This is a genomic window from Thalassotalea fonticola (assembly GCF_032911225.1).
GTDB classification, from domain to species: domain Bacteria; phylum Pseudomonadota; class Gammaproteobacteria; order Enterobacterales; family Alteromonadaceae; genus Thalassotalea_A; species Thalassotalea_A fonticola.
The window spans coordinates 3,567,529-3,589,032 of record NZ_CP136600.1 but is presented as its reverse complement, the minus strand read 5'-3'; the positions used below and the strand labels follow the sequence as shown (position 1 = coordinate 3,589,032).

Here is a 21,504-nt window from a genome sequence, read left to right as displayed (position 1 = left end):
ATTATGATGACAAGAGCTCAGTTATTATTTATTACCAGCTTATTTGTATCAAGCTGGGGTTTTGATGTGATGGCGTTGCCGGAGCAGTTTACCATTAAAGTTCCACGTCCGGATGAGGTAAAAGGCACAATTACCCTTGAGTTAACACGATTTTCGGTACGCGACCCTAACCATTTTGAAGTGTATTTAGACGAGCAAAGTTACGATAATAATAAAGTTCCTAAAGGGGCTGATAAACGTAACTTCAAAAAAATGGACTTAGCTCAGTTTCCAGTTCGAACTTATCGCGGCAAAGTATTAGAGCAGCCCAATAGCTCTGTCGTCGCCAGCATTTGGCCTGGTGATGATACCATGTCGGCCGCCATTGATGAGGGAAAACGGGTATTGTGGAAAGTCGATGACTTACCAATCATAATTGATAAAGCAGGTAAAGTGAGCGCTAATGTCAAAGCCATCAATGATGCGGCAATTCAAGTAGCTAACGCTCAACGAAGTAAAGGTAAAAAGAAGAAAGGTAAAAAACAAAAGCCGCTTGTCAGTATAAGTGGCAAATCACCTGATTGGGTACCGAGTTTTAATCAAGCCCCCATCTCATTAGATAATATTACTTTCCCTAAAACGATTGATCGCACTAAGGCTCATGGTTGGTCATTGAAACCTAATACTGACAATGGCGTCACTCGAGTGCAGGTGGCAGTAGATGCTGAACCAGAATGGTTAGAGAAAATGGCCAATAATTCCATTGAAAAAGGCGTGGCGATTGCCGAGCATAGCGTTAACGTATTGGATGTTTCTTATGTGCGTGACATTTCTATGAGTCATGTTATTACCGGTTATATTCAACGCAGCGATACCAATTTACACAAACGCGCTTCAGATACCAAAACCACATGGCGCACGAATGGGTTAGGCATTAATCCCGGTTCAGAAAATTATTCGAAAGAAAAATCGATTCCATTTCAACAGTTAGTATTAGCATTTGTTGGTGGTAACCCGGCGGCGTTTGCCAGTAAAGCACCGTTAACAGGCGGTAACTTCGCGCAAGTGACATTAAAGCCATTTGATGCCGGCGGCATGAGTCATGAAATCAGCCATAACTGGGGGGGGCGTCATTTTGTTTACCCGAGAGATTCAATGTCGGGCGGTGGCCCTTGGTTTGGCCCAACCACAGCACAACGTATGATCCACTTAAAAGAAGATCCGCAAGTTGGTGGTAAATTGCCTAAAGTTTCGCACCAAGTCTATAACTGGAATGTTCATCCTTATGCAACACCAGATTTAGTGCGCACTGCCAACAACCAAGCAGTTAAAATTAATGTCTTGGCCAATGATTTTGACGGTAATGGTGATGCTATTGCTATTGGCCAATTTGATTTAAAAACAGCCAAAGGCGGTGTTATTAAACAAATAAGCGATCAACAACTTCTTTATACCCCACCAAAAGGTTTTACCGGTCGTGATACCTTTAATTATCGTGTTGCCGACCACCAGTTTACTAACGACACTTGGGTGCAAATAGATGTTGGTAGTGAATTATTAGTACATTATGATTTTGAGCAACTTGGTAATAATGGTGCTGAAATTCAAGATATTTCAGGCTCCAAATTGCACGGTAAATTAGTGAACTTTACTGACGCTAATAAAATCACCAAAGGTGTATCTGGTTCAGGCTTACATTTCCCTTGGATAATGTCACAAGGACAAGAAGATGACGATAAAGCCCGTGCCTTTGTTGATTTTGACGATGTTGCCGATCCCTTTAACGGCGATCATAGTGTATCTCTTTGGGTCAAATTCGCCCCAGAGGTTATTAAGTCAGGTATGGACAGTTATGTTATTTCTAACTCATCCAGCACCAAAAGTGCATTAATTGACGGTTACACCATCTATGCCGACACTAAAGAAGGCCAAATAAACTTTGAAGTGCGGGAGCAACTATCTACCACTAACGATACTGATACTATGCCCCTTAAACAGTTAAGTTATCAAGCTGCAGGTGGTTTACGAGCCAATACTTGGTATCACTTAGTATTAGTCATCGACCGCACAACCGATACGCTATCAGCTTATGTTAACAATAAGCAACTGAGCGAACCGCAAAAATTACAGCCGGGCAGCTTTATTAAAGGCAAACCTTCAGGGGATAAATACATTTCTGCGGGTTTAGGTATCAATACTTACAAACCAAAGAAATTCGGACCATTTGCTGGCGTTATGGATGAAGTAAGTATCTATAACAAAAGCTTATCAATTGTCGAAATAAGCGCTTTGTATAATTTACAGGCACTACCATCAGCCTCTCCTACTAAATAATAACCTAACTAAGTTAACCTGATCCTACTATTTAGGGCTCGGGTTAACTTGTCTAAACTCGCGTCTGATAACTCCTTCTAAACCGCTATTTTAATTTCTGTTTCGTTAAGCTTATTTCAGATTAACCAACCTCTTCCTTCTAACCCTTCACACAAAGTGAAAGTAAAATTACCTATCACCGTAATCATATGAAAGATATATTTGCTAGTTTTGTAAAGTTATGTAAATATATAATTATTCATTAAGTATCTATAGATGATATTTAATAATGCTCAACAGAATAAAACAACAATAAAACAATGATGGACTATCAACACTAAGGACGGTGAAAAGCAAATAAAAATATAACAAGTAGAAGGATATGTAATTATGGTACAAAAGTTATCAAAACTCCCCGCAATCAAAGTGCTCTCAGCAGCCTTATTGCTCGCTTTACCGATGGCGAGTCATGCCGTTTTGCCCGATAATCTCACCATTAACGTTGGTGATATTGACGCCGATGGTCAAGACGAAACATTAATTTTAACCAAACGCTCTATGCGTTCTGCCACCGATTATAAGTTAATGACGTGGGATTCGGTTAATGGTTTTGTGCAAATTACTCCACCAGAAGTGCGTACTTATCGTGGTTACGTTGAGGATGATCCGTCAATGCGGGTTAATGCCAATATTGAACCTGGCAACCTAACCATGAATGCTAACCTTAGTGACGGGAAGATAATTAACTATATGTTAGAAAGTGTTCCTGTAACCATTTCAGGTGGGGATGGTACCAACCCCACTGGCACCGGCAATATTGAAACGCCGCTAGTGGTTACTCGCACGGTGCCTACAACCAGCAATTATTTAGTGCCGTCAAGTGCTATGCGCAGGTTGAATTACGCAGCGACCATCGATAATTCGTATTACCTTGAAATGGGCAGTGTTGAAGCCGCCGTTGCTCGTGCAGAGCAACGCTTTAATGATCATGACTTTGCTTATTCGCGTGATGTTGGATTAGCGCTTGAATTTAATGGCATGGTAGTTAATTTAGAGGTAAATCCGACCAACTACCATAAGGTTTGGTATGACGAGTTAGCGCCATTGGGTGAAAAGTTTAGTATACCGACATTTTTTAAAGCACCAGGTTCAGCCGGCGCTTCAGGCAGAGCTTGGGCGGGCGGTAGACATACTAATGGTACAACGTCTGCCAATGCAAAGTCATCTCCGCATGAATTAGGCCATGCGTTGGGAGCCGGGCATTATATGGATAGGTTAGATGCTATGGGCAGTAATTTATCTGTCGGTTCTACCCGCTCTAATATGGGGACTAAATCAGTACAGCAAGTTTTTTCGTATATCGACACCATTTCAGAAACTGACTCGCCAGGCGTAATATACAGTTCGCCTTTGCCGCCTTATGCGATGGAGGATTACGTTATAGGAAACAAAAATACCAGTATCAATATTGACGTATTAGAAAACGACTATGATGGTAATGGTGATGCCATTCACATCTCTTATGTTGATGCTGTAACCAGTAACGGTGGCAGTGCGGTTATTAGTAATGGCAAAGTAACGTATACACCTGCAGCTAACTGGCAAGGTACAGATACCTTGGCCTATCACGTTACCGATGCTACCGGTATTAGTAACCGTACAGGTTACATAAAAGTGGTGGTTCATGATGATGGCCTTGCGTCACACTTTACCTTTGATGAAACATCGGGCACAACGATTACCGATAGCGGTCCTTTTCAAGCTCACGGTGAACTTGTTGATGACATGACGTTCAACTCAAACGATGGCAGCTCCGTTACCGGCGTTGTTGGTAGTGCACTTGCGCGTACGGTCTCTGGTAATAATGAACAGGTCTTAGCAGAGTTCAATAACGTAGGTGACCCTATGGCTGGCGATTTAAGTGTCTCACTTTGGGTTAAGTTCCCAGTGGTACCGACAACGAATACGCCCATCATTCAAAAAGGCGGCGCATTTAACGAAGCGAAGCTTGATAACCCACGATCTGGTTGGACAATTGCACTAACTGAAGAAGGTAAGTTTAGGTTTGTTGGCAATACACTTTTCGATGTTGATAATCTTGCCACCTATCAAAATGGTCAATTTAATTTAGATTCAGATACCGCTATTCAAGCTGATACTTGGTACCATTTAGCCATGGTTATCGACCGTGACACTGGGCAACTGAGTGCCTGGGTTAACAATCAAGCACTATCAACCACGACGTTTGGCACAACCATCTATGATCATATTATTGAAAGTCATCATCCATTAACCATTTTTGAGTGGTATAAAGATAAAAAACAAGTGGATAGTTCGATGACCATTGATGAAGTGCGTATTTATACTAAGCCATTATCAAGCAGTGAAGTCAGTGATTTGTATAACAACCCTGGTACTCAGGATACGACCAGTGATCACACGCCAGAAACTGGATATATTGACGTTGCGCTAAATAGTAGCTTGAATTGGCTAAGTAATCCGGATGCCTCAGATTACGAAGTTTATTTTGGTACTGACCAAACTGCGGTAGCAACGGCAGGTCATAAAAAGAATGACCAAAATGGTGTCTATATGGGGAAAGTTTCAAGCACATCATATACACCTACATTAGATGCTGGTACACGTTACTATTGGCGTATAGATGCTAAAATTGGTGGTAGCTCAAGAGTTACTGGTGATGTATGGTGGTTTGATACGTTAACGCCTAGTGTATTGTCTAACCCGCCAATTAAGAATGGCAGCGCTGAAGATGAGACTTTAGCATCAGGGGCAATGTCTAGCGATATTGATGAGTGGTTTGATGCGCTAAATTATACGAATACGCAGCATGAAGACAGTGCTACTCACCCAGAAACACCGTATGGTTTTAACTGGATAGAGTTAGGTAATGGTCGTTGGGTTTATCAACAAATAGGCACTTACCTAGAAAATGTGGATTTAGACATTAGCTTTATCTTAGGTGCTAAAACCGATACTGGTGCTCATGATGTAACGGTGCATTTATTAACTGGTGGCGACCCGGCTTTAGCGGCCGATACGAATGCCAAAATTAGTAGTAACCCATTGATCAATATTGTTGGTGCCAGCTTAATTACCAGCTCAGCAATTATAACGCCGCCAAGTTCAGGTAGTACGGCGGAGCATACAATAACACTGTCAACAGGCTCAGGTTATACCGTTGGAGGACCACTTTGGTTGCAAATTTCGGTTGAAGAAAGTGCCGGCCGTACCTTAATTGATAACATTCAGGTCAGTGAAATTAGTAATCCATAAGGCCTAGGCAGGCACCTCATGGTGAGGTGTCTGCTTAATACCCCTTAAAAAAAACTACAAAACCAGTCTATTGGGAGTCAAAATGTTAAAGAATATAATGATCATAGCCAGTTTAGTTGTCGCTATTGCAAGCCCATTATCGGTGCAAGCGGCTAGCGAAAAGCAGTTAGCAAATTTCAAACAATACGACAGCAATAACGATAACGTTCTTTCTATGGAAGAGTTTAGTGTTAAGAATGCCAAAGGCAAAACCTTATCAGGTGATAAGGTTAAGAAAAAACAAAAATTATTCAAAGCCATCGATGCTAACAGCGATAAACAAATTAGCCTTGATGAATATTCAAGTTATTGGCAAAAAATGAAAGAAAAGCAAACGAAGAAAAAGAAATAGTCTGAACTAATACCTCAGTTCTCAGCTTAAAAAAAGTCCGTACTCAGTTAACTGAATACGGACTTTTTATTAGATTAACGTAATGCTCATCTAATGGTTATTTAGCAATACGCTGAACATTGCGACCACTTTTAGGTTCAGGGTTAATTGCAGAGATATCGAGCGTAGGGCTTGGCAATTTCATGCTAGCGACTTTAGCGTAACTTTGCTCTGAAACAGGTACTTTCCAGGCTTTAAAGTGCTGAGTTAAATCATATTGGGTGATTTCACTTAACAGTTCAAAAGTGATATCAAAACTGGCCGCATCCGTTGCACAAACCAGATCTTGTTGCCGCTTATTTAATTCACGAAAACGACGATTAAGCTGTCTAAACACATCCCAGCCCAAATCAGGAAATGCATGTTTTATTTGCATAATAAATACCAACTTATCCCAAGCACCAGCATCTTTGACAAAATCAAAGTCATTGCTGGCAAGTTTTTTTATTGCCTTGCTGTAGCGCTTCTCATTTTGGATTCGTGATTGTGCGTTTAACTTTTCTTGTACGAATAGCGAATAAATATTGTTGGTAGATTCACTGCCAAATGGTCTGCTCCATAAACAAAACTGTTGATAGTTATGGCCTAGCTCATGCCAGTTCCCCCACCCCTGCTGTTGCACCTTTTCTACCGAATGAAGCTCCCAGCCAGGACTGGTCATGATCGGATAATTAGCATGAGCAAATCCGGCAGTGATTTGTACATCATCGACAAAACGCTCTTTTATTGTCGGTTTTTGGTGTGGCCCTTTGCTGGTATTATTATCAAAGCCGGCAAGGTAATGGATCATATCGAGACCTTGATCAAAGGTACTTAACAATGCTTCTGGATCGGATATTTGTTCAAGTGCTGATTTAGGTAAATCAAGATACACACCATTGCCCTCTAACACACCCCATGGAGCAGGCTTAGATTGAATGGCTGACCAATCAGCATTGCTATCACGACCTAACTTAAAATGAGGTGCTTCCACAACATTACTAATGGCAATATCAATAGAGGTGTTTACTGGGCTGGCAGAATAGATGATCACTTGTCCGCCATATTGGCTGCGTAACTTGTTACTACCCGGCTTTAATAAAGTTTTACTGCTGACATTCGGGTAGCGTCTGATTTCTCCAGTTTTCTTAACATTGCCAGAGCCAGCACTGAGCACGTCGGTATGAACATTGATTATGGCAAATAAGCTGTCTGTCTTGGCCAAGTCGTCTGTTAATACATCTATATTGATAATATCGCCGGCAGCGGCGTATAAACCAGTACTGGTCCAGTGCTTACGGGTGATAATACTGGGGATGTCCATTTCATAATAATGCCTGTCAATCGATACGGTTTTACTGATCCTAGGCGTGCTGTCTTTAACTGCACCAGGAAATTCACTGACATCTCTAGGGTAAGGAAATGCTTGGTTAAGCGGCGTTAATCGGTTAATCAGATCTTTTTTAACATCAAGCTCGATTGCTGTACTATCTTCAAGCTTAAGTGGGTAATTAGCTGCGGGCAAATTGTGCTGCTTAATATAACTTTTCGCTTGTGATGGTACTAACCAACGCTGATTACTGCCACCATGTGCAGGGTAGATAATAACAGTGTTATTTTTAGCATTTACATCAAATGCCCATCGGTTTTGACTAAATGAGTCGTTATCTAAAGACCAGTTTTGTTCATCGCTATTATTACAGCGGAATAACTTCAGCTGGTTTTTATGCTTGCTAACGCATTGACCGCTGGCTTTATTCACCAATTGCTGCGCCGCTGCATTGTAACTCCATAACTGACTAGTTTGGTTTGCATTACAGTAGCTCAAAGTTACGGTTGAATTTACTGCATCAAGACACGAAGATGATAATGCTTGGCTAACAATAAGTTGCTCGGTAAATGACTTAGTATTTGAAGTAGCTGCACCGTCAAGGTTAGCAAAAAGTTGACTACTGGCTAATGCTGGCACAATAGCGGCTAGATAAATTCCTTTGTATAAACGTCGGGGCATAGAAGTTTCTCATGTGATATTGTTTAACAGCAATATACATCAGCGCACTTTCGAAAGATAGTGAAACCTACAAACTTGCACTGAATGAAATATTGTGTAAGTATGTTAACTTTCATTAACAAAGTATTAATCTATTTATGTGTTTCTTAAAAAAATCATTTATCACTATTATCCAGCTCTCCCTTGTATTGACTTCGGCTAGCGGCTTAGCCCATCAAAAACAACAAGTTAATGAAAAGACTAGTAAAGGTAAGCCCAATATTGTCTGGTTAGTATCAGAAGATAACTCCAGTCATTATTTGGCGCATTTTTTTAAAGGCGGTGCCAAAGCACCAAATATAGAAGCTCTTGCTGAGACTGGAATCACCTTTGACAATGCGTTTTCCAATGGTGCAGTATGCTCAGTTGCCCGAACGACACTAGCTACCGGTGTTTATGCGCCAAAGCTGGCAGCACAATACCACCGAAAAATGGCACATTCAGAGCCTAAAAATGGCTTCAAATTTTTCCACCAATATTTGCGTGAAGCAGGCTACTTTACTGCCAATAACGCTAAAACCGATTACAACATTTTGATTGACGATAACGGTTGGAGCAAAAGTAAACGCAAATCTTCATGGCAAGATCGCGAACACACAGAACAACCATTCTTTTATATGGAAAGCAAAAGTCATACGCATGAAGGCAGCTTACATTTTAAAAAAATGACGCCTGAAAAGTTAGGTCATGATCCGAAAGCCGTTACTCTGCCCGACTACTTGCAAGATACTGAAATTAGTCGCTACACCTATGCGCACTATTTAGACCGAATGGTAGCAATGGACGATTGGGTTGGCTCAGTAGTGAGCAAATTAGCCAAGGACAACTTACTCGATGATACGTTTGTCTTTTATTTTGGTGATCACGGCGGCGTATTACCAAGAAGTAAGGGCTACTTATTTGACTCAGGCTTAAGGGTGCCGTTAGTAGTGCATATCCCGAAAAATTACGCCCATTTAACCGACTTTAAGCAAGGCTCTCGTACTGCTGGCATTGTTGATTTTGTCGATTTAAGTGCCACTGCAATTAACTTAGCTGGCATTCCTATTCCAGAACATTTAGATGGCACGCCGTTTTTAGGAGTAAATACTTCGGCAAAAATGGTCGCAGAAAGTGATGAGTCTATCGCTTATGCCGACAGATTTGATGAAAAAGTAGACCTTATCCGCTCATTACGCAAAGGTAAGTATTTATATAACCGTAATTACCAACCGCACTTACCGCATGGCGCGCAAAACCAGTATCGCTATCGTCAAATGGCCTATCGCGACTGGCGTGAACAATACCAACTAGGTAAATTAAATGCCGCGCAAAGCCAATTTTTTGAACCTAAACAATTAGAAGAATTGTATGACGTAGAAAACGATCCGCATCAGGTGAATAACCTGGCGGGAAAAGCAGAATACAAAGCATTGCTTGTGAATTTGCGCCAATCGTTGCAACGACAACTAAAAGCCATGCCTGATCTGGGTTTTTACCCAGAAAGCTATTTACTGACCCACGCTTTCGAAAACCCGACAACATTTAGCCAGCAACAGCAAAAAGATATTGCCAAGTTAATCACCATTGCCGATATGGCATTACAACCTTTTGACCAAGTAAAACAGCGGTTAGCCAAGTTACTTACCAGCAAGGATGTAATGCAACAATTCTGGGCGATTAAAACCGCAGCAACGTTTAAACAGCAAGCCAAAAGTCTGTCAGCACAAATTACAGCGTTATTAAAAGCCGATAACCCTTATGTAAAATATGCAGCCGCGGAGTATTTAGCCCAAGTTGAACAAAGCAATATGACTGATACTTTAATTGCACTATTAAACGCCACCAACAATGAAATATTTGCGGTAGAAGTTATGGGTAGCTTGACCTTTTACCAAATGTATTACGGGAAAAACTATCAAGTAGACCCAAGTAAAATCAACTTGCAAGTAGAAAGCACACTAAACATAAGAAATCAGCTGAAGTTTTTTACCCAGCAATTCAACGCGTCATAATCGCCATATACGGCTGACAAGTACAGAACAGGATCAAAATAATGAAACAGGGAATTCAACTCTCGCTATCACTGCTAATGATAAACGCTCTGGTTGCCTGTGGCGGTTCTAGCTCAGGCTCAGACACAACAGAGCCAACAACCAATACGCCTCCAACTCTTGCTATTAATATTAGTACGGCGGTAAGTGGAGAGCAATATAATGCAGTAATTACTACCTCCGATGCTGAAGGCGATGCTTTAACTTTAAGCTTAACTAACCAGCCAGCATGGCTTAGCCTTAATCACAAAAGTAGCCTACTTTCGGGTACACCAACGACTGCAGATATTGGCAATGTTACCGATATCTCTCTTGTGGTTAGTGATGGCGTGAATCAGGTTGAACAACTGTTTGATATAGAAGTGAAACCGGTAACACCTGAACCTTCGCTTAACCGAGCACCGACCATTAACCTAACCGTTGCTGATGCAAAAGTTGGTCAAAGCTACGAGTTAACTCCACAATTATTTGATGCCGACGGCGATGCTTTAACCTTAACCTTAAGCAATCAGCCGAACTGGTTAAGTCTAGACTCAAGTAGCAACCAACTTTTTGGGACTCCGACAGCTGAAGATGAAGGCAGTTATTTTGGCATATCGCTTATTGTCAGTGATGGTAAAGATCAAACCGAAGAAATATTTACTATTAAAGTGACCGCGGCAACGCCATATAGCGATGGTGCCATCCTGCCCGATAGCCTTAGTTTGAATGTTGGCGATATTGATAATGACTCCAAGGATGAAGTGTTAGTCTTAGAGAAACGTTCAATGCGCTCGACCAATGGGCATAAACTACTTACCTGGGATTCGGTTAACGGCTACCTTGAGGTTACTCCGCCACAGGTAAGAACATACCGGGGATTTGTTGAAGACGATCCAGACATGCGCGTTAATGCTAATATTGAACCGGGTAATGTCACCATGAATGCCAACCTTAGCGATGGCCACCATATCAACATTCGCTTAACTCAGGTACCGGTAACTATTACTGGACTTGCAGGTACTGCCGAGCCTGGCACCGGTAATCAAGTTGTTCCGTTTGTAGCTGATCGCATAGCCCCTACTGCCAATGGTTATATTGTGCCAGCGCACAATATGCGCCGACTCGATTACGCAGTAACAATAAACAATGACTATTATGTTGGCATGGACAGCAGCATAGAAGCATCTGTCGCCCGGGTTGAACAACGTATGAACGACACCGACTTTTTCTATGCCCGTGATATGGGCCTTGCCCACGAAGTCAATTGGATGGTGGTTAATTTAGAAGATAACCCAGAAAAATGGCAGAATGAATGGACTAATGTGCACCAGCCTAATGGTGCCGTGTTTGAAGTTCGCGGTTTGTTTAAAAAACCTGGTGGTGCCGGTGCTTCTGGCGATCTGTTTATGGGGGGCCGTCATACCACAGGTACGTTAGCCGCATATTCAAAAAGTCACGGCCATGAGTTAGGCCATACGTTAGGCGCAGGCCACTGGTCTTCTTGGGGCGATGCCATGAGTGGCTCAAATTCAGCACTCGGCTCTGGTACAGTAGAGCGGATGATAGGTAATGCCCACATTGCTACTGAAGCACAATCACCGGCGTTAAATTACACCAGTCCATTGCCGCCATTTGCCATGGAAGATGTAGCCACTATGGTAATGAATACCAGTAAAGATATAGACGTGCTTGAAAACGACTATGATGGTAACGGCGATAGCTTAAGCATTTCTTATGTTGACGCCGTGACTGAAAAAGGCGGCAGCGCAACAATTATCGATAACAAAGTCCGCTATACGCCACCGGTGCATTGGCAAGGGCAAGATACGTTTGTTTATCATGTAATGGATGAAACCGGTATCGCCAACCGCACGGGGTACGTCAAAGTGGCCGTGCATAATAATGGTTTAGCCACACACATTACTTTTGACGAAACTACCGGTACAACTACTCATGACATCGGTCCATTTCAGGCACATGGTAAATTAACCGACGGAATTGATTTTGACGGCACAGGTCCTGGTGGCTCAGTTGCCGGCATGGTCGGTAACGCGCTAGAGCGAAACGTCGATGAGAATTCCGGCGGCGCAGACATTAAAACCAGTGCCGATTTTCGGGGCACGGGTGATCCTCTCGATGGCGATTTAAGCGTGTCGTTATGGGTGAAATTTCAATCGGGGATCCCTGCAGTTTCAGGCCCAATCATCGCCAAAGGTGGCGCGGTGATCCGCTCTCGTTTTGGCAACCCGCGTGGTGGCTGGGACATTGGTCATACCGACGATGGTCGTTTCCGTTTTGAAGGTAACCTAAATCGTGACTCACAATATACCTATACCAATCCACAGTTTGATCTGGAAGCAACATCATTGATTGAGAACGATACCTGGCATCACCTTGTGATGGTGATGGATCGTACCAGCAAACAATTGCGGGCCTGGGTCGATAATCAAGAAATAACAAACACCACTTTTGGCACGACCATTGCTGATGGTGCAATTGATAACTCACATCACCCTCTGGTGATCTTCGATTCTGTTAGCCAACAAACTCAGAGTACCGACACACCGGTTACCGTAGATGATGTGCGCATTTACCATAAAGCGCTTTCTATGGATGATGTTCAGGAACTATATAGCAACCCTGGCGCCGATATTGGCGCAGGTGCTCCGACACCAGCCAACGGCATGGTCGATGTTGATGCCAGTAAAGAGCTTAGCTGGGTTACTGGCAAGCCATCTGGTTATCAGTTTGATGTGTATTTTGGCAATAGTTACGAGAGTGTACTTAACGCTACGACAGCTTCAGCTGAATATCAGGGGCAACAAACTGCGACATCTTTTACACCTAATATTGCTAATGCTGGTCGTTATTACTGGCGTATTGACACGATTACTTCTTCAGGAACACTCAACGGTGATGTTTGGTGGTTTGATGCCGCTGAGCCTGAGGCTCCTATCACTGGTTTAACCAATCCTCCATTGATTAACAATAGTTTTGAAGATCCTGGATTAGAAGCTGAAGAAACCAGTAATAGCATAGCTACTTGGCACGACGCTACAAATTATACCTATACCCAAAATGATGAAATAGCGACTCACCCAGACTCTACATATGGAAATAACTGGGCAGAGTTGGCTCGTGGTCGTTGGATCTACCAACAAATAGGCACTTACCAAGAAAATATGGAGCTGAATATCAGCTTTTTACTGGGCCGTCGAACTGATAAGGCAGGTCTTGATACTCAGGTAAGTTTACTTGTAGGTGGCGATCCGTTACTAGCTAGTGATGCAAATACTAAATATGAGAGCAATCCATTAATCGAAGTTGTAGGTGCAACGATTATTAGCAGTGCCCCGGTAATACCAGCTCTTGAAACAGAAGGGGAAATGGCGGAGCAGTCTCTAATTTTGTCAACAGCAACAGGATACCAGCTTGGTGCGCCATTATGGCTGCAAATTGATGTTGCCGATACCGGCTCTGGCCGGGTATTACTCGATAATATACAAATGACGCAAATAACCGATTAATAAGCCGAATTATTCCACCTCAGCCATGGGGTGGAATAGCTTACAAATACAACAATCTGAATAACTAAACACGAGATAACCTTGATGAAAAAGCAGATAAAAATAACGATCACTGCCCTACTTTTACAATGTTTAGTCGCTTGTGGTGGTGACAATTCTAGTGAACCGTCACAACAAACAAATAACGCACCAATACTTAGCGTTGAATTTACCGAAGCTGTTGTTAGTGAAACTTTCAGTTCGGCAATTAGCATTTTTGATGCAGATGGCGATGCTTTAACCCTTAGTATTGAAAACCAGCCTCAATGGCTGATTTTAGATGGTGAAAATCAACGATTAAGTGGTACACCGCAAGCAGGCGATGAAGGGCTATTTAGTGACATTATCCTTACCGTAAGTGATGGCACCGATAGCACAGAGCTGCTATTTGAAATCACTGTACTACCTGGTGAGATGGCAACTAATCAGCCGCCAACCGTTGACCTTGTTGTTACCTCGATGTTAGTCGGGCAATATTATCAATTTACCCCACAAATCTATGATGCTGACGGTGACAAGCTTACTCTTACCTTAGCGAATGCCCCTTCTTGGTTATTAATAGATAGCGAGCAAAACTTCCTTTACGGCACCGCGCAGCCTAGCGATGAGGGGATATATAAAGATATCCGCCTTATGGTAAGTGATGGCACCGACAGCACAGAGTTATTGTTTGAAATCGCTGTACTGCCGATTGAAAATACAACTAATCAACCGCCAACCATCGAACTCGTTGTTACCTCAATGCTAGCGGGACAATATTATCAATTCATCCCACAAATCTATGATGCTGACGGTGACAAGCTTACACTTAACTTGGCCAATGCCCCGTCTTGGTTATTAATAGATAGCGAACAAAGTTTAATATATGGCACAGCTCAGGATATTGATGAAGGCATCTTTGAAAATATCAGTTTAACCGTGAGTGATGGTGAAAACACAGCTCAGGTTAACTTTGATATTGAGGTAATTGCGCCTGTGCCATTACCTGCAATGATAAGTTGTGAATAAACTCGGTTTGAAATAACAAAATTTAGAATAAAGGCATAACCATGAATAAACGCATTTCTTTTTTACTCTTCACCCTATTAACAAGCCAGATTGTCGCTTGTAGTAGTGATGGTCAAGCAAATCAATCGAGTAAAGTGTCTCAGCAAACGCTATCTGAGAATCATGCTAACGCCCTACAAACTGGCGATGCGAGGTTAGACCCAACGGCGACTCATTATCTAGATGCAGCCCTTATTGAGCTAAATAACATCGCAAAAAAACAGCAAGGCGCAGCGCAAATTGTTGATATAAAGCCGGCCATGAATAGCAGCATAACTGCGTTACTCATTAGCCTAAGAGATAATAAATACAATTTTGATTTAGCAAAGTGTAGCAATCCAAATAAGTGTGATGCACCCAACTTTATGCAAGACTTTAATAAACCGGCCATGTTTCTAAAACGCACAGTAGACAAGCTTGATGAAGATAAAGTTGATTTGTTTACAATAACCGGCAACAACTGGTTAAAAAATATTGTTTTACTCGCCGATCACTATCGCCAGCAGGCAACATTTCCAATGGGCATAAGCACCACAACTCAAGCAGAATTTATGCACTCTTATTTTGCCGATCATATTGTTTATGGTGCACGAGCATTAAACCCAGCCCAGCGTGATATGGGGAACTTTAGTCGCTCAAACTTTTCGCACATCACACCACAAACCAAAGGTATAGAGTTAGCAAGTCGTAAAAAATTCCGTGCTAGTGGCGCTTATGCGCTACCAGGGCAAACCTTTACCATTACCCGTACCGACACAACTGAAGAAGAAACCTATTTTTTCATCAATACTTTGCGCCCTGGGGCAACACAAGCATTTAGTGACAGCAACAAAAAGGGTGGTAAATACAACCGTCCGGAATTTTTACGTTCGGTGCAGTATGACATTGAGCCGGGAGAAAGCGTGTCGATAACGTCGCCATATGGCGGCCCTATTCAAATTGGTTTTAATAGCTCTGCCGGTAACTTAACTAAATTTAGTTTTCAACAGGTTGGTGAACACCCATATTATGATGGCGACACCTCGCCACAAGCCATTGCACAATTTAATCGGCAACTAAAAGATAATGATTACGATTGGGCCGAATTTAGCACGCGCTATTTTGAAGTACATTCGACCATAGGCAAAATGCGTGAAACGTTAGCGCTACGCGAAAACTATAAAGAGTTAATTCCTTTAACAGCAGATATTAATCAATACACCCATAACTACTTGCGTATTCAAGCCGGTTACCGTGGTGATGACATTGACGTAATTGAAGAAATAGCTCAATTTGCGCAAGAGCACCAATTAAACATGTTTGAATGGGACACTGTTCATCACTTTAATGCCGACCAACCTAGCTGTGGTGTAGGCTGCTCTGGCAACCCTTATGATGCACGCTGGCATTTCCAACCAACCGGACATGGCGATTTACACGAAATTGGTCATACTATTGAACGTAAAGAATTGCGTTTTAAAGGCTGGGAAACGCATACCTCGACCAACCATTACGCCTTTTACGTGAAATCACGCTTACCTGTTGAGCAAGGTTATGAACGAGCTTGTAAAGCCATTGAACAAAAAGGTTATTTTAACAAGCTACAAGCGGCTGCGGTAAGTGATGATCCTAGTGCGACAATGGCCTCGGCAAAACTGAACGGCTGGAAAGATGGCGCCAGCATTAGTATTCAAACCCGCATGGCGGCGCAAAAATACGGTGAGCTGGAAAACGGTTGGCACTTACTGCCACGTCAGCACATTATTCATCGTGAATTTAAACAAGCGATAAAGAACAAAAACACTTGGCTAGCCAAAAGAGCAAACCTGGGTTTTTCACAATACAGTTTACAACAAGCGAAAAAAATCAAACAAAACGACTGGTTATTAATTGCCACTTCACACGCGGCAAAGCTTGATTTTACCGATTACTATCAGATGTGGGGCATCAACTTTACTGATACGGCCAAAGCACAAGTGCAATCGTTCAAGCATGAAGTGGTACCGAATGTATTTTTCAATTTTTCGGCCAAACAATACTGTGAAACGTTAGATGTGAAAGCAATCCCTATAGATGGCAAGCAACCGTGGGTTAGCTAATACAGGATTACCCCCCTTCACTTATCAATCCCCCTTAGCGGTAATGACAACAAAGAATGTCATTACCGCTTTTTATTTCTCGTAATTCTTTTTCGTTTCTGACGTTTGATAAATCCTTACAAAACATAGAAAAAGTACACCGTCTTAGATTAGCGAACGACTGTATGGATACTGAAGGTAGAGCTAAGCCCTAGTACAGGATGTACGTAGGTAGAACAATGCAGGAGCAATTGTCGAGGATGCTAGGGTCGAGGCCGGTACCCCATTGAGCGTGCTATGTATACTTGGAACATGTAACTCTGAATTTGCTCATAACACAAACGAAATTGAAATTAGGAATATTGCTGACAAAGTGAGAATTAGTAGGTGAATAAAAATCATAAAAAAACGTTATTAGCCTAAGCCAATAACGTTTTACAAAAATAGTAATTTAATTAAATTAAATTACACCATCGTCAGAGCCATCGTTACCCTGAGAGCTCATTGCATATGATGTTTTAGGGGACATCAAAGCAGTCACAGCAACAGGAGTAACAATTGCAAGTTTACCGTACTTAGTAATGAATTTGCGACGTTCATTAGCAACTTCTTGCTTTTGGCTATTGGTATTATCAGTGTTATTTTTCATAATTTTCACCATTTAATCCTGAAGGAAAACTTGATTGTTTAAATCTGCAGTTAGCGTTGCAGAAAGAGAGCTAACAGTATCGTTACCGGCAAATACGGCTTGTACTTTATAGTTATGAACATTTACGGCTAAATCTTGATGAGTAAAGCGCGTACTATTGGCACTAAAACTTTGCGAGTTTTCATCAGCCGTACCTATTTCGCTATAAAACACATTGTATGAGGTAGCACCAACTATAGGGCCCCAAGACAAGGTAACGGTATCTTCCGTATTAGTAATGCGTAATTTACCAGGTACCGCGGCACTTTCATCTAAAGTTAAAGTAGGTGATTCTGGCTCTGTTGGTGGCTCTGTTGGTGTCTCAGGCTCAGTTGGTGCCTCTGGCTCAGTTGGTGCCTCTGGCTCAACTGCTGGCTCTTGCTCTTCTGGCGTTTGTTCTTCTGGAACTTGCTCAACTGGTGCCTGCTCTTCTGGAGCATCGCTAGAGTTGCTGCCACCACATGCGGTTAATAATAACGCGCTAAGCAGTAAAGGTAATTGATATGCTTTCATGTTTATTCCTCGTTATTATTTTATGGCGTTGTAACTGTTGCTTGTAAACGGCGACCATCTGTAGTGTAGTAACCTTTTGTACCGCCATTACCATCAGTATCTTGACCTAAGAAATCCAAGCCTCCACCGAGTAACGTACTAATGTTTTTATCAACACCGTCTTTTTCATCTTCAGTAGTGGTATGGAAAAATCGTAAGGCGATAGGGTCAGCAGAAGCAGTTACTGTCACTTGTGCATCAAATTGAAAATGCTGAGCTTGACGGCCACTGTAATGGTAATCAGGGAACACTCCTTCAACTATCTGTGTACGTTCAACTAAACCCGAATCAACTCCCTCTAAAGAATCTTCTGCAAGAGCACAGCCAGGGCTTACAATACCTGTACAATCATATGCAACAACTTTTGATTTAACTGCTCCGTAACTTAATACTGTCCAACGAACATTATAAGTTCCCGGGGCAAGAACACCGGTAATTGGTGTTGTAAAAGTTGTATCGGCTAAATCAGAAAACAACACTTGTTCAACCACAGGTGACGCACGGCGAGCAATTTCATTTTTTGCAATGCCGGTTGTGTTGTAGTTTGAGATAAACAATGGATAGGTTACGCCCGCAATAGGTAAAGGGCCATTAGCTGGTAAACTGTCATATACATCTATTGTTTTAGTACCATCTTTAACAGTGCTACCCTCGTCTTCTGGGGTTTCAGGATCATCTAAAACTACTTCTGTATACCTTTGTAGATCCGCATAAGTCACAGTTCCAGAATCTGTGCTCGCGACCATTTCACGTTCTTTTATATCTAAGAACATTGCTTGAAACTCATCAACATTTTGGCTGTAGGTTATGGTTAACTGGCATGACGCTTCAGGGGCTAATGTTTTAACACAAAGTTCCGTATCAGCAACCACTCGGGTAGTTTCCATACTTGTGGCATCTGCTTTCAAGATACCAGGAGTTCCATCCCCAACATCAGTGATTACTTTGTTTAGTGTATCTATTTTTACATCTAAGGAAGCTAACGTGCTTAAGGTACTTGCACAAGTTCCACCAGCAGTTGATAGATCAGGTTTTGTAATTTCACCTTCACATCCCGACACTGAAAAATTGGTGTTCGAAAGTACAGAGCCTGAATAATTGCCTTTACGAAGCTCACTTACAGTAAAACTAACAGGCTCTGTAGTACTAGGGTTTGTTATGGTAACGGTTTCTACAGCGGTATGAACTGGGTCCGATGGTTGAACAACACTATCAATTTCAAAGCTAACTTTTTGCTTTTCTATTTCAAGTGCGGCAAAACTTGTCGCCGGTAACAATAAACACAATACGCTAAGAGTTGCATTACACGATTTTTTTATCATAGTTGTTTTCATTATTTTATCCTCCTAGTTTATTTATGGTGCGATGATTACTTTACGGCCTAAACTATCCGTAAATGCCATACCAGCGCCACCTGCGCCAATCACTGAAATAAAATTAGTTTCTACAAATTCACTATCAATTGGTTTGTAGTATATGCGGGCTACGGCTGTGTTAGAAAAAGTAACATCATCAGTAAAATCTACGGTAAAGGTTTTAGGGTTTGATGGGACTCCATCATAGCTGTTAGTACCACTGCCTGCGCCGCCAACACTTACCTGCTCAGAAGTAAGTTTTGAGCTATAACTTTGTGCACAAGTATCATCAACAGTCACACAATCAAATAATGCAACGATAAGTTCATAGTCATCGTAATAACCATCTACATCAACAGTAACCTGATAGCCTGCAGGTGTACTATCATTAACAGTTAAGCCAGTTAACAGTGGCGCAATACGACGCTTTGCTTGGCTTGCTGTGTTTTCAAAATCACTATCTACAGCTAAAATAGCGTAAGCTTGATTCGTAGCCCCCCCAGTGTAGTCATACCTTATAGTAATATTGTCGTACTGACTGGAATTATTGCCGACGGAGATCCCCACTGGCCCTGTTGTAATATCTCCTTCGGTTCCTGGGTAGATATCATCAATATAATTTTTTGTCATTTTAAAAGTACAAGTTGCACCTTGCGCAAGTTCAACATCAACACAGTCAACATCCTCCTCGGTGTAAGAGTCGTTAGCAAAAAAACCAGCATTTGGATTAAGGGATGTTATCAATAGGGGGAGTTCACCATGATTAGTAACAGTAAACACTTGTGAGCTGTTACCATCAGTTTTATCAGCATTTACCACAAACGTGCTTGGCGAAACGCTAAAGCCATAGTTAGTAGTTACTTCTACTGGGGTAGCCGCAGTCTCTATGACAACTCGAGGGCTATCTCCGATGTCGGTATTAGCATTACCTGAATCATTTTCTGTTGATTCAGAAGTGTCAAAATTTAAATAAGCTGAATTACCACCACTTTTTATCACGTAAGCGTAATCACCTGAGGCAGTAACATCGGCAGCTAAATCAATTTCATGAACTGTGTTATTCGCATTAACGGTAAAATCAGCACCAACTACTGCAGTTGGGTTAAACGTTAGTGATTGATACGTTAATGCGTTAATTGCGCTTACACTTATATCCGCGTTAGTAACCTTATGTAATGTGTAATTTACTCCAGCTGCTTTATCTGCTTTATTAACTCTGTCAGTTACCAACTCTAAAATTACGCTTGGGCTACCACTAAAGTCGACACTACCCGGCACTGTAAAACGAACAATCGAGTATCTAGTATCACCAGTTGCTTCGAGAGTTTGCATTATCACACCACTACTATTTGCAACATCTGTTTCGGTTGATCTTACGTGTCCATCAGCATCTATCGCAATAGTTACACTCCCCCCTACAAGTTCAGTGGTTGTTATATCAAACGTGTTATTTGCGTTAGCAAATGGTGAACACAGTGCAAGGCACATTAGTCCATATTTTATCGTATGTGTTAAAGAATGAGTGTTGGGTTTGCTCATTAATTATTCTCCTAGTTATATGCTCAACAAATGCCTTGTTGATTTTTTTATTTTTTTATTCACCACACGCTAACAACTTACGGCTGTTCAATTCTATGGGTGATATTAAGTTCCTTTAAAGTCAATTTAACTTAATGCTCCACTGTTGATTAAAACGTATACAACGATACTACAATGCGAATATAAAAATAACAACTGAAAGATTTCACTTTCTTTCGTTTTGAATTTTTATTATTCTAACTACTCAGCTACAGATATACATTACCACCACTAATAAACATGTAGACAACACGTAACACCCAAACAAATCAGATCGATAGCAATTAAAGACAACAATAAAAACTTCACAGACTTACACCAACAAAAGCTGCTTTATTTTATTTTGATATTTATAAATACAAGAAATGAAATGTTTTGTAACCAGCTCTTTATTCGATAAAATCTCACTTCAATTTCATCCATTTGCAAGTAAAAAACTCCTAAAAACAGCACTACTTAAACAAGCGCAGCCAATAGCTGATTAATAACACTTTTGCTATTCGCATAGTGATTATCTAGAGGGTTAAAATATATTCTGTTTGAGGCAGTAGGATTTGAATTTTTACGGGCTAAGATAACTGATTGTGTAAATGTTGTTTCT

General features: G+C 41.5%; 12 protein-coding genes. 7 read left to right on the top strand and 5 right to left on the bottom strand.

Going from position 1 to position 21,504, the window contains the following annotated elements; translation table 11 throughout:
• Nucleotides 1–3: 3 nt before the first annotated feature.
• The 3 genes from RI844_RS14620 to RI844_RS14610 all read left to right on the top strand — a co-directional run bounded on the left by RI844_RS14620 (nt 4) and on the right by RI844_RS14610 (nt 5,977).
• On the top strand, nt 4–2,313 hold the full coding sequence (locus tag RI844_RS14620) for an Ig-like domain-containing protein (RefSeq protein ID WP_348395406.1): 2,310 nt from the start codon (nt 4–6) through the stop codon (nt 2,311–2,313).
• A gap of 369 nt (nt 2,314–2,682) precedes the next feature.
• The gene (locus RI844_RS14615; RefSeq protein WP_348395405.1) at nt 2,683–5,586 is read left to right on the top strand and encodes an Ig-like domain-containing protein; all 2,904 of its coding nucleotides are present in this window, start codon (nt 2,683–2,685) and stop codon (nt 5,584–5,586) included.
• Nucleotides 5,587–5,668: 82 nt separating this feature from the next.
• Nucleotides 5,669–5,977 carry an EF-hand domain-containing protein gene (locus RI844_RS14610; RefSeq protein ID WP_348395404.1) on the top strand — a complete coding sequence of 103 codons (309 nt, stop codon included), beginning with the start codon at nt 5,669–5,671 and terminating at the stop codon, nt 5,975–5,977.
• Between the two features lie 97 nt (nt 5,978–6,074).
• Here RI844_RS14610 and RI844_RS14605 read toward each other — a convergent pair whose 3' ends face one another.
• Nucleotides 6,075–8,006 (bottom strand): M60 family metallopeptidase, encoded by a 1,932-nt coding sequence (locus RI844_RS14605; RefSeq protein WP_348395403.1) that lies wholly within the window; start codon nt 8,004–8,006, stop codon nt 6,075–6,077.
• 137 nt (nt 8,007–8,143) lie between these two features.
• On the opposite strand from RI844_RS14605, the gene RI844_RS14600 reads away from it, so the two are divergent.
• The 4 genes from RI844_RS14600 (at nt 8,144) to RI844_RS14585 (ending at nt 16,751) form a co-directional block, all read left to right on the top strand.
• Nucleotides 8,144–10,039, top strand: a complete 1,896-nt coding sequence (locus RI844_RS14600; protein WP_348395402.1) for a sulfatase-like hydrolase/transferase — start codon at nt 8,144–8,146, stop codon at nt 10,037–10,039.
• Nucleotides 10,040–10,080: 41 nt separating this feature from the next.
• Complete coding sequence (locus tag RI844_RS14595) at nt 10,081–13,587, top strand: putative Ig domain-containing protein (RefSeq protein WP_348395401.1); 3,507 nt, start codon at nt 10,081–10,083, stop codon at nt 13,585–13,587.
• An 84-nt stretch (nt 13,588–13,671) separates the two neighbouring features.
• Nucleotides 13,672–14,634, top strand: coding sequence for a putative Ig domain-containing protein (locus RI844_RS14590; RefSeq protein ID WP_348395400.1), 963 nt, complete (start codon nt 13,672–13,674; stop codon nt 14,632–14,634).
• 41 nt (nt 14,635–14,675) lie between these two features.
• Complete coding sequence (locus tag RI844_RS14585; protein WP_348395399.1) at nt 14,676–16,751, top strand: ImpA family metalloprotease; 2,076 nt, start codon at nt 14,676–14,678, stop codon at nt 16,749–16,751.
• Between the two features lie 439 nt (nt 16,752–17,190).
• On the opposite strand, the gene RI844_RS14580 is transcribed toward RI844_RS14585, so the two are convergent.
• The 4 genes from RI844_RS14580 to RI844_RS14565 are packed head-to-tail and all read right to left on the bottom strand — an operon-like array spanning nt 17,191 to nt 20,864.
• Nucleotides 17,191–17,379, bottom strand: coding sequence for a hypothetical protein (locus tag RI844_RS14580; protein ID WP_348395398.1), 189 nt, complete (start codon nt 17,377–17,379; stop codon nt 17,191–17,193).
• A gap of 12 nt (nt 17,380–17,391) precedes the next feature.
• The gene (locus RI844_RS14575) at nt 17,392–17,931 is read right to left on the bottom strand and encodes a fibronectin type III domain-containing protein (protein WP_348395397.1); all 540 of its coding nucleotides are present in this window, start codon (nt 17,929–17,931) and stop codon (nt 17,392–17,394) included.
• Between the two features lie 20 nt (nt 17,932–17,951).
• Nucleotides 17,952–19,304, bottom strand: coding sequence for a hypothetical protein (locus RI844_RS14570; protein WP_348395396.1), 1,353 nt, complete (start codon nt 19,302–19,304; stop codon nt 17,952–17,954).
• 21 nt (nt 19,305–19,325) lie between these two features.
• A complete protein-coding gene (locus RI844_RS14565) occupies nt 19,326–20,864 on the bottom strand; it encodes a hypothetical protein (RefSeq protein WP_348395395.1) in 1,539 nt (512 codons plus the stop codon).
• Nucleotides 20,865–21,504 lie beyond the last annotated feature (640 nt).

Coding starts and splice junctions, on each gene's coding strand:
- RI844_RS14620 (WP_348395406.1), top strand. CDS start 4: ATGATGACAAGAGCTCAGTTATTATTTATTACCAGCTTATTTGTATCA.
- RI844_RS14570 (WP_348395396.1), bottom strand. CDS start 19,304: ATGAAAACAACTATGATAAAAAAATCGTGTAATGCAACTCTTAGCGTA.
- RI844_RS14565 (WP_348395395.1), bottom strand. CDS start 20,864: ATGAGCAAACCCAACACTCATTCTTTAACACATACGATAAAATATGGA.
- RI844_RS14590 (WP_348395400.1), top strand. CDS start 13,672: ATGAAAAAGCAGATAAAAATAACGATCACTGCCCTACTTTTACAATGT.
- RI844_RS14595 (WP_348395401.1), top strand. CDS start 10,081: ATGAAACAGGGAATTCAACTCTCGCTATCACTGCTAATGATAAACGCT.
- RI844_RS14610 (WP_348395404.1), top strand. CDS start 5,669: ATGTTAAAGAATATAATGATCATAGCCAGTTTAGTTGTCGCTATTGCA.
- RI844_RS14605 (WP_348395403.1), bottom strand. CDS start 8,006: ATGCCCCGACGTTTATACAAAGGAATTTATCTAGCCGCTATTGTGCCA.
- RI844_RS14600 (WP_348395402.1), top strand. CDS start 8,144: ATGTGTTTCTTAAAAAAATCATTTATCACTATTATCCAGCTCTCCCTT.
- RI844_RS14585 (WP_348395399.1), top strand. CDS start 14,676: ATGAATAAACGCATTTCTTTTTTACTCTTCACCCTATTAACAAGCCAG.
- RI844_RS14615 (WP_348395405.1), top strand. CDS start 2,683: ATGGTACAAAAGTTATCAAAACTCCCCGCAATCAAAGTGCTCTCAGCA.
- RI844_RS14580 (WP_348395398.1), bottom strand. CDS start 17,379: ATGAAAAATAACACTGATAATACCAATAGCCAAAAGCAAGAAGTTGCT.
- RI844_RS14575 (WP_348395397.1), bottom strand. CDS start 17,931: ATGAAAGCATATCAATTACCTTTACTGCTTAGCGCGTTATTATTAACC.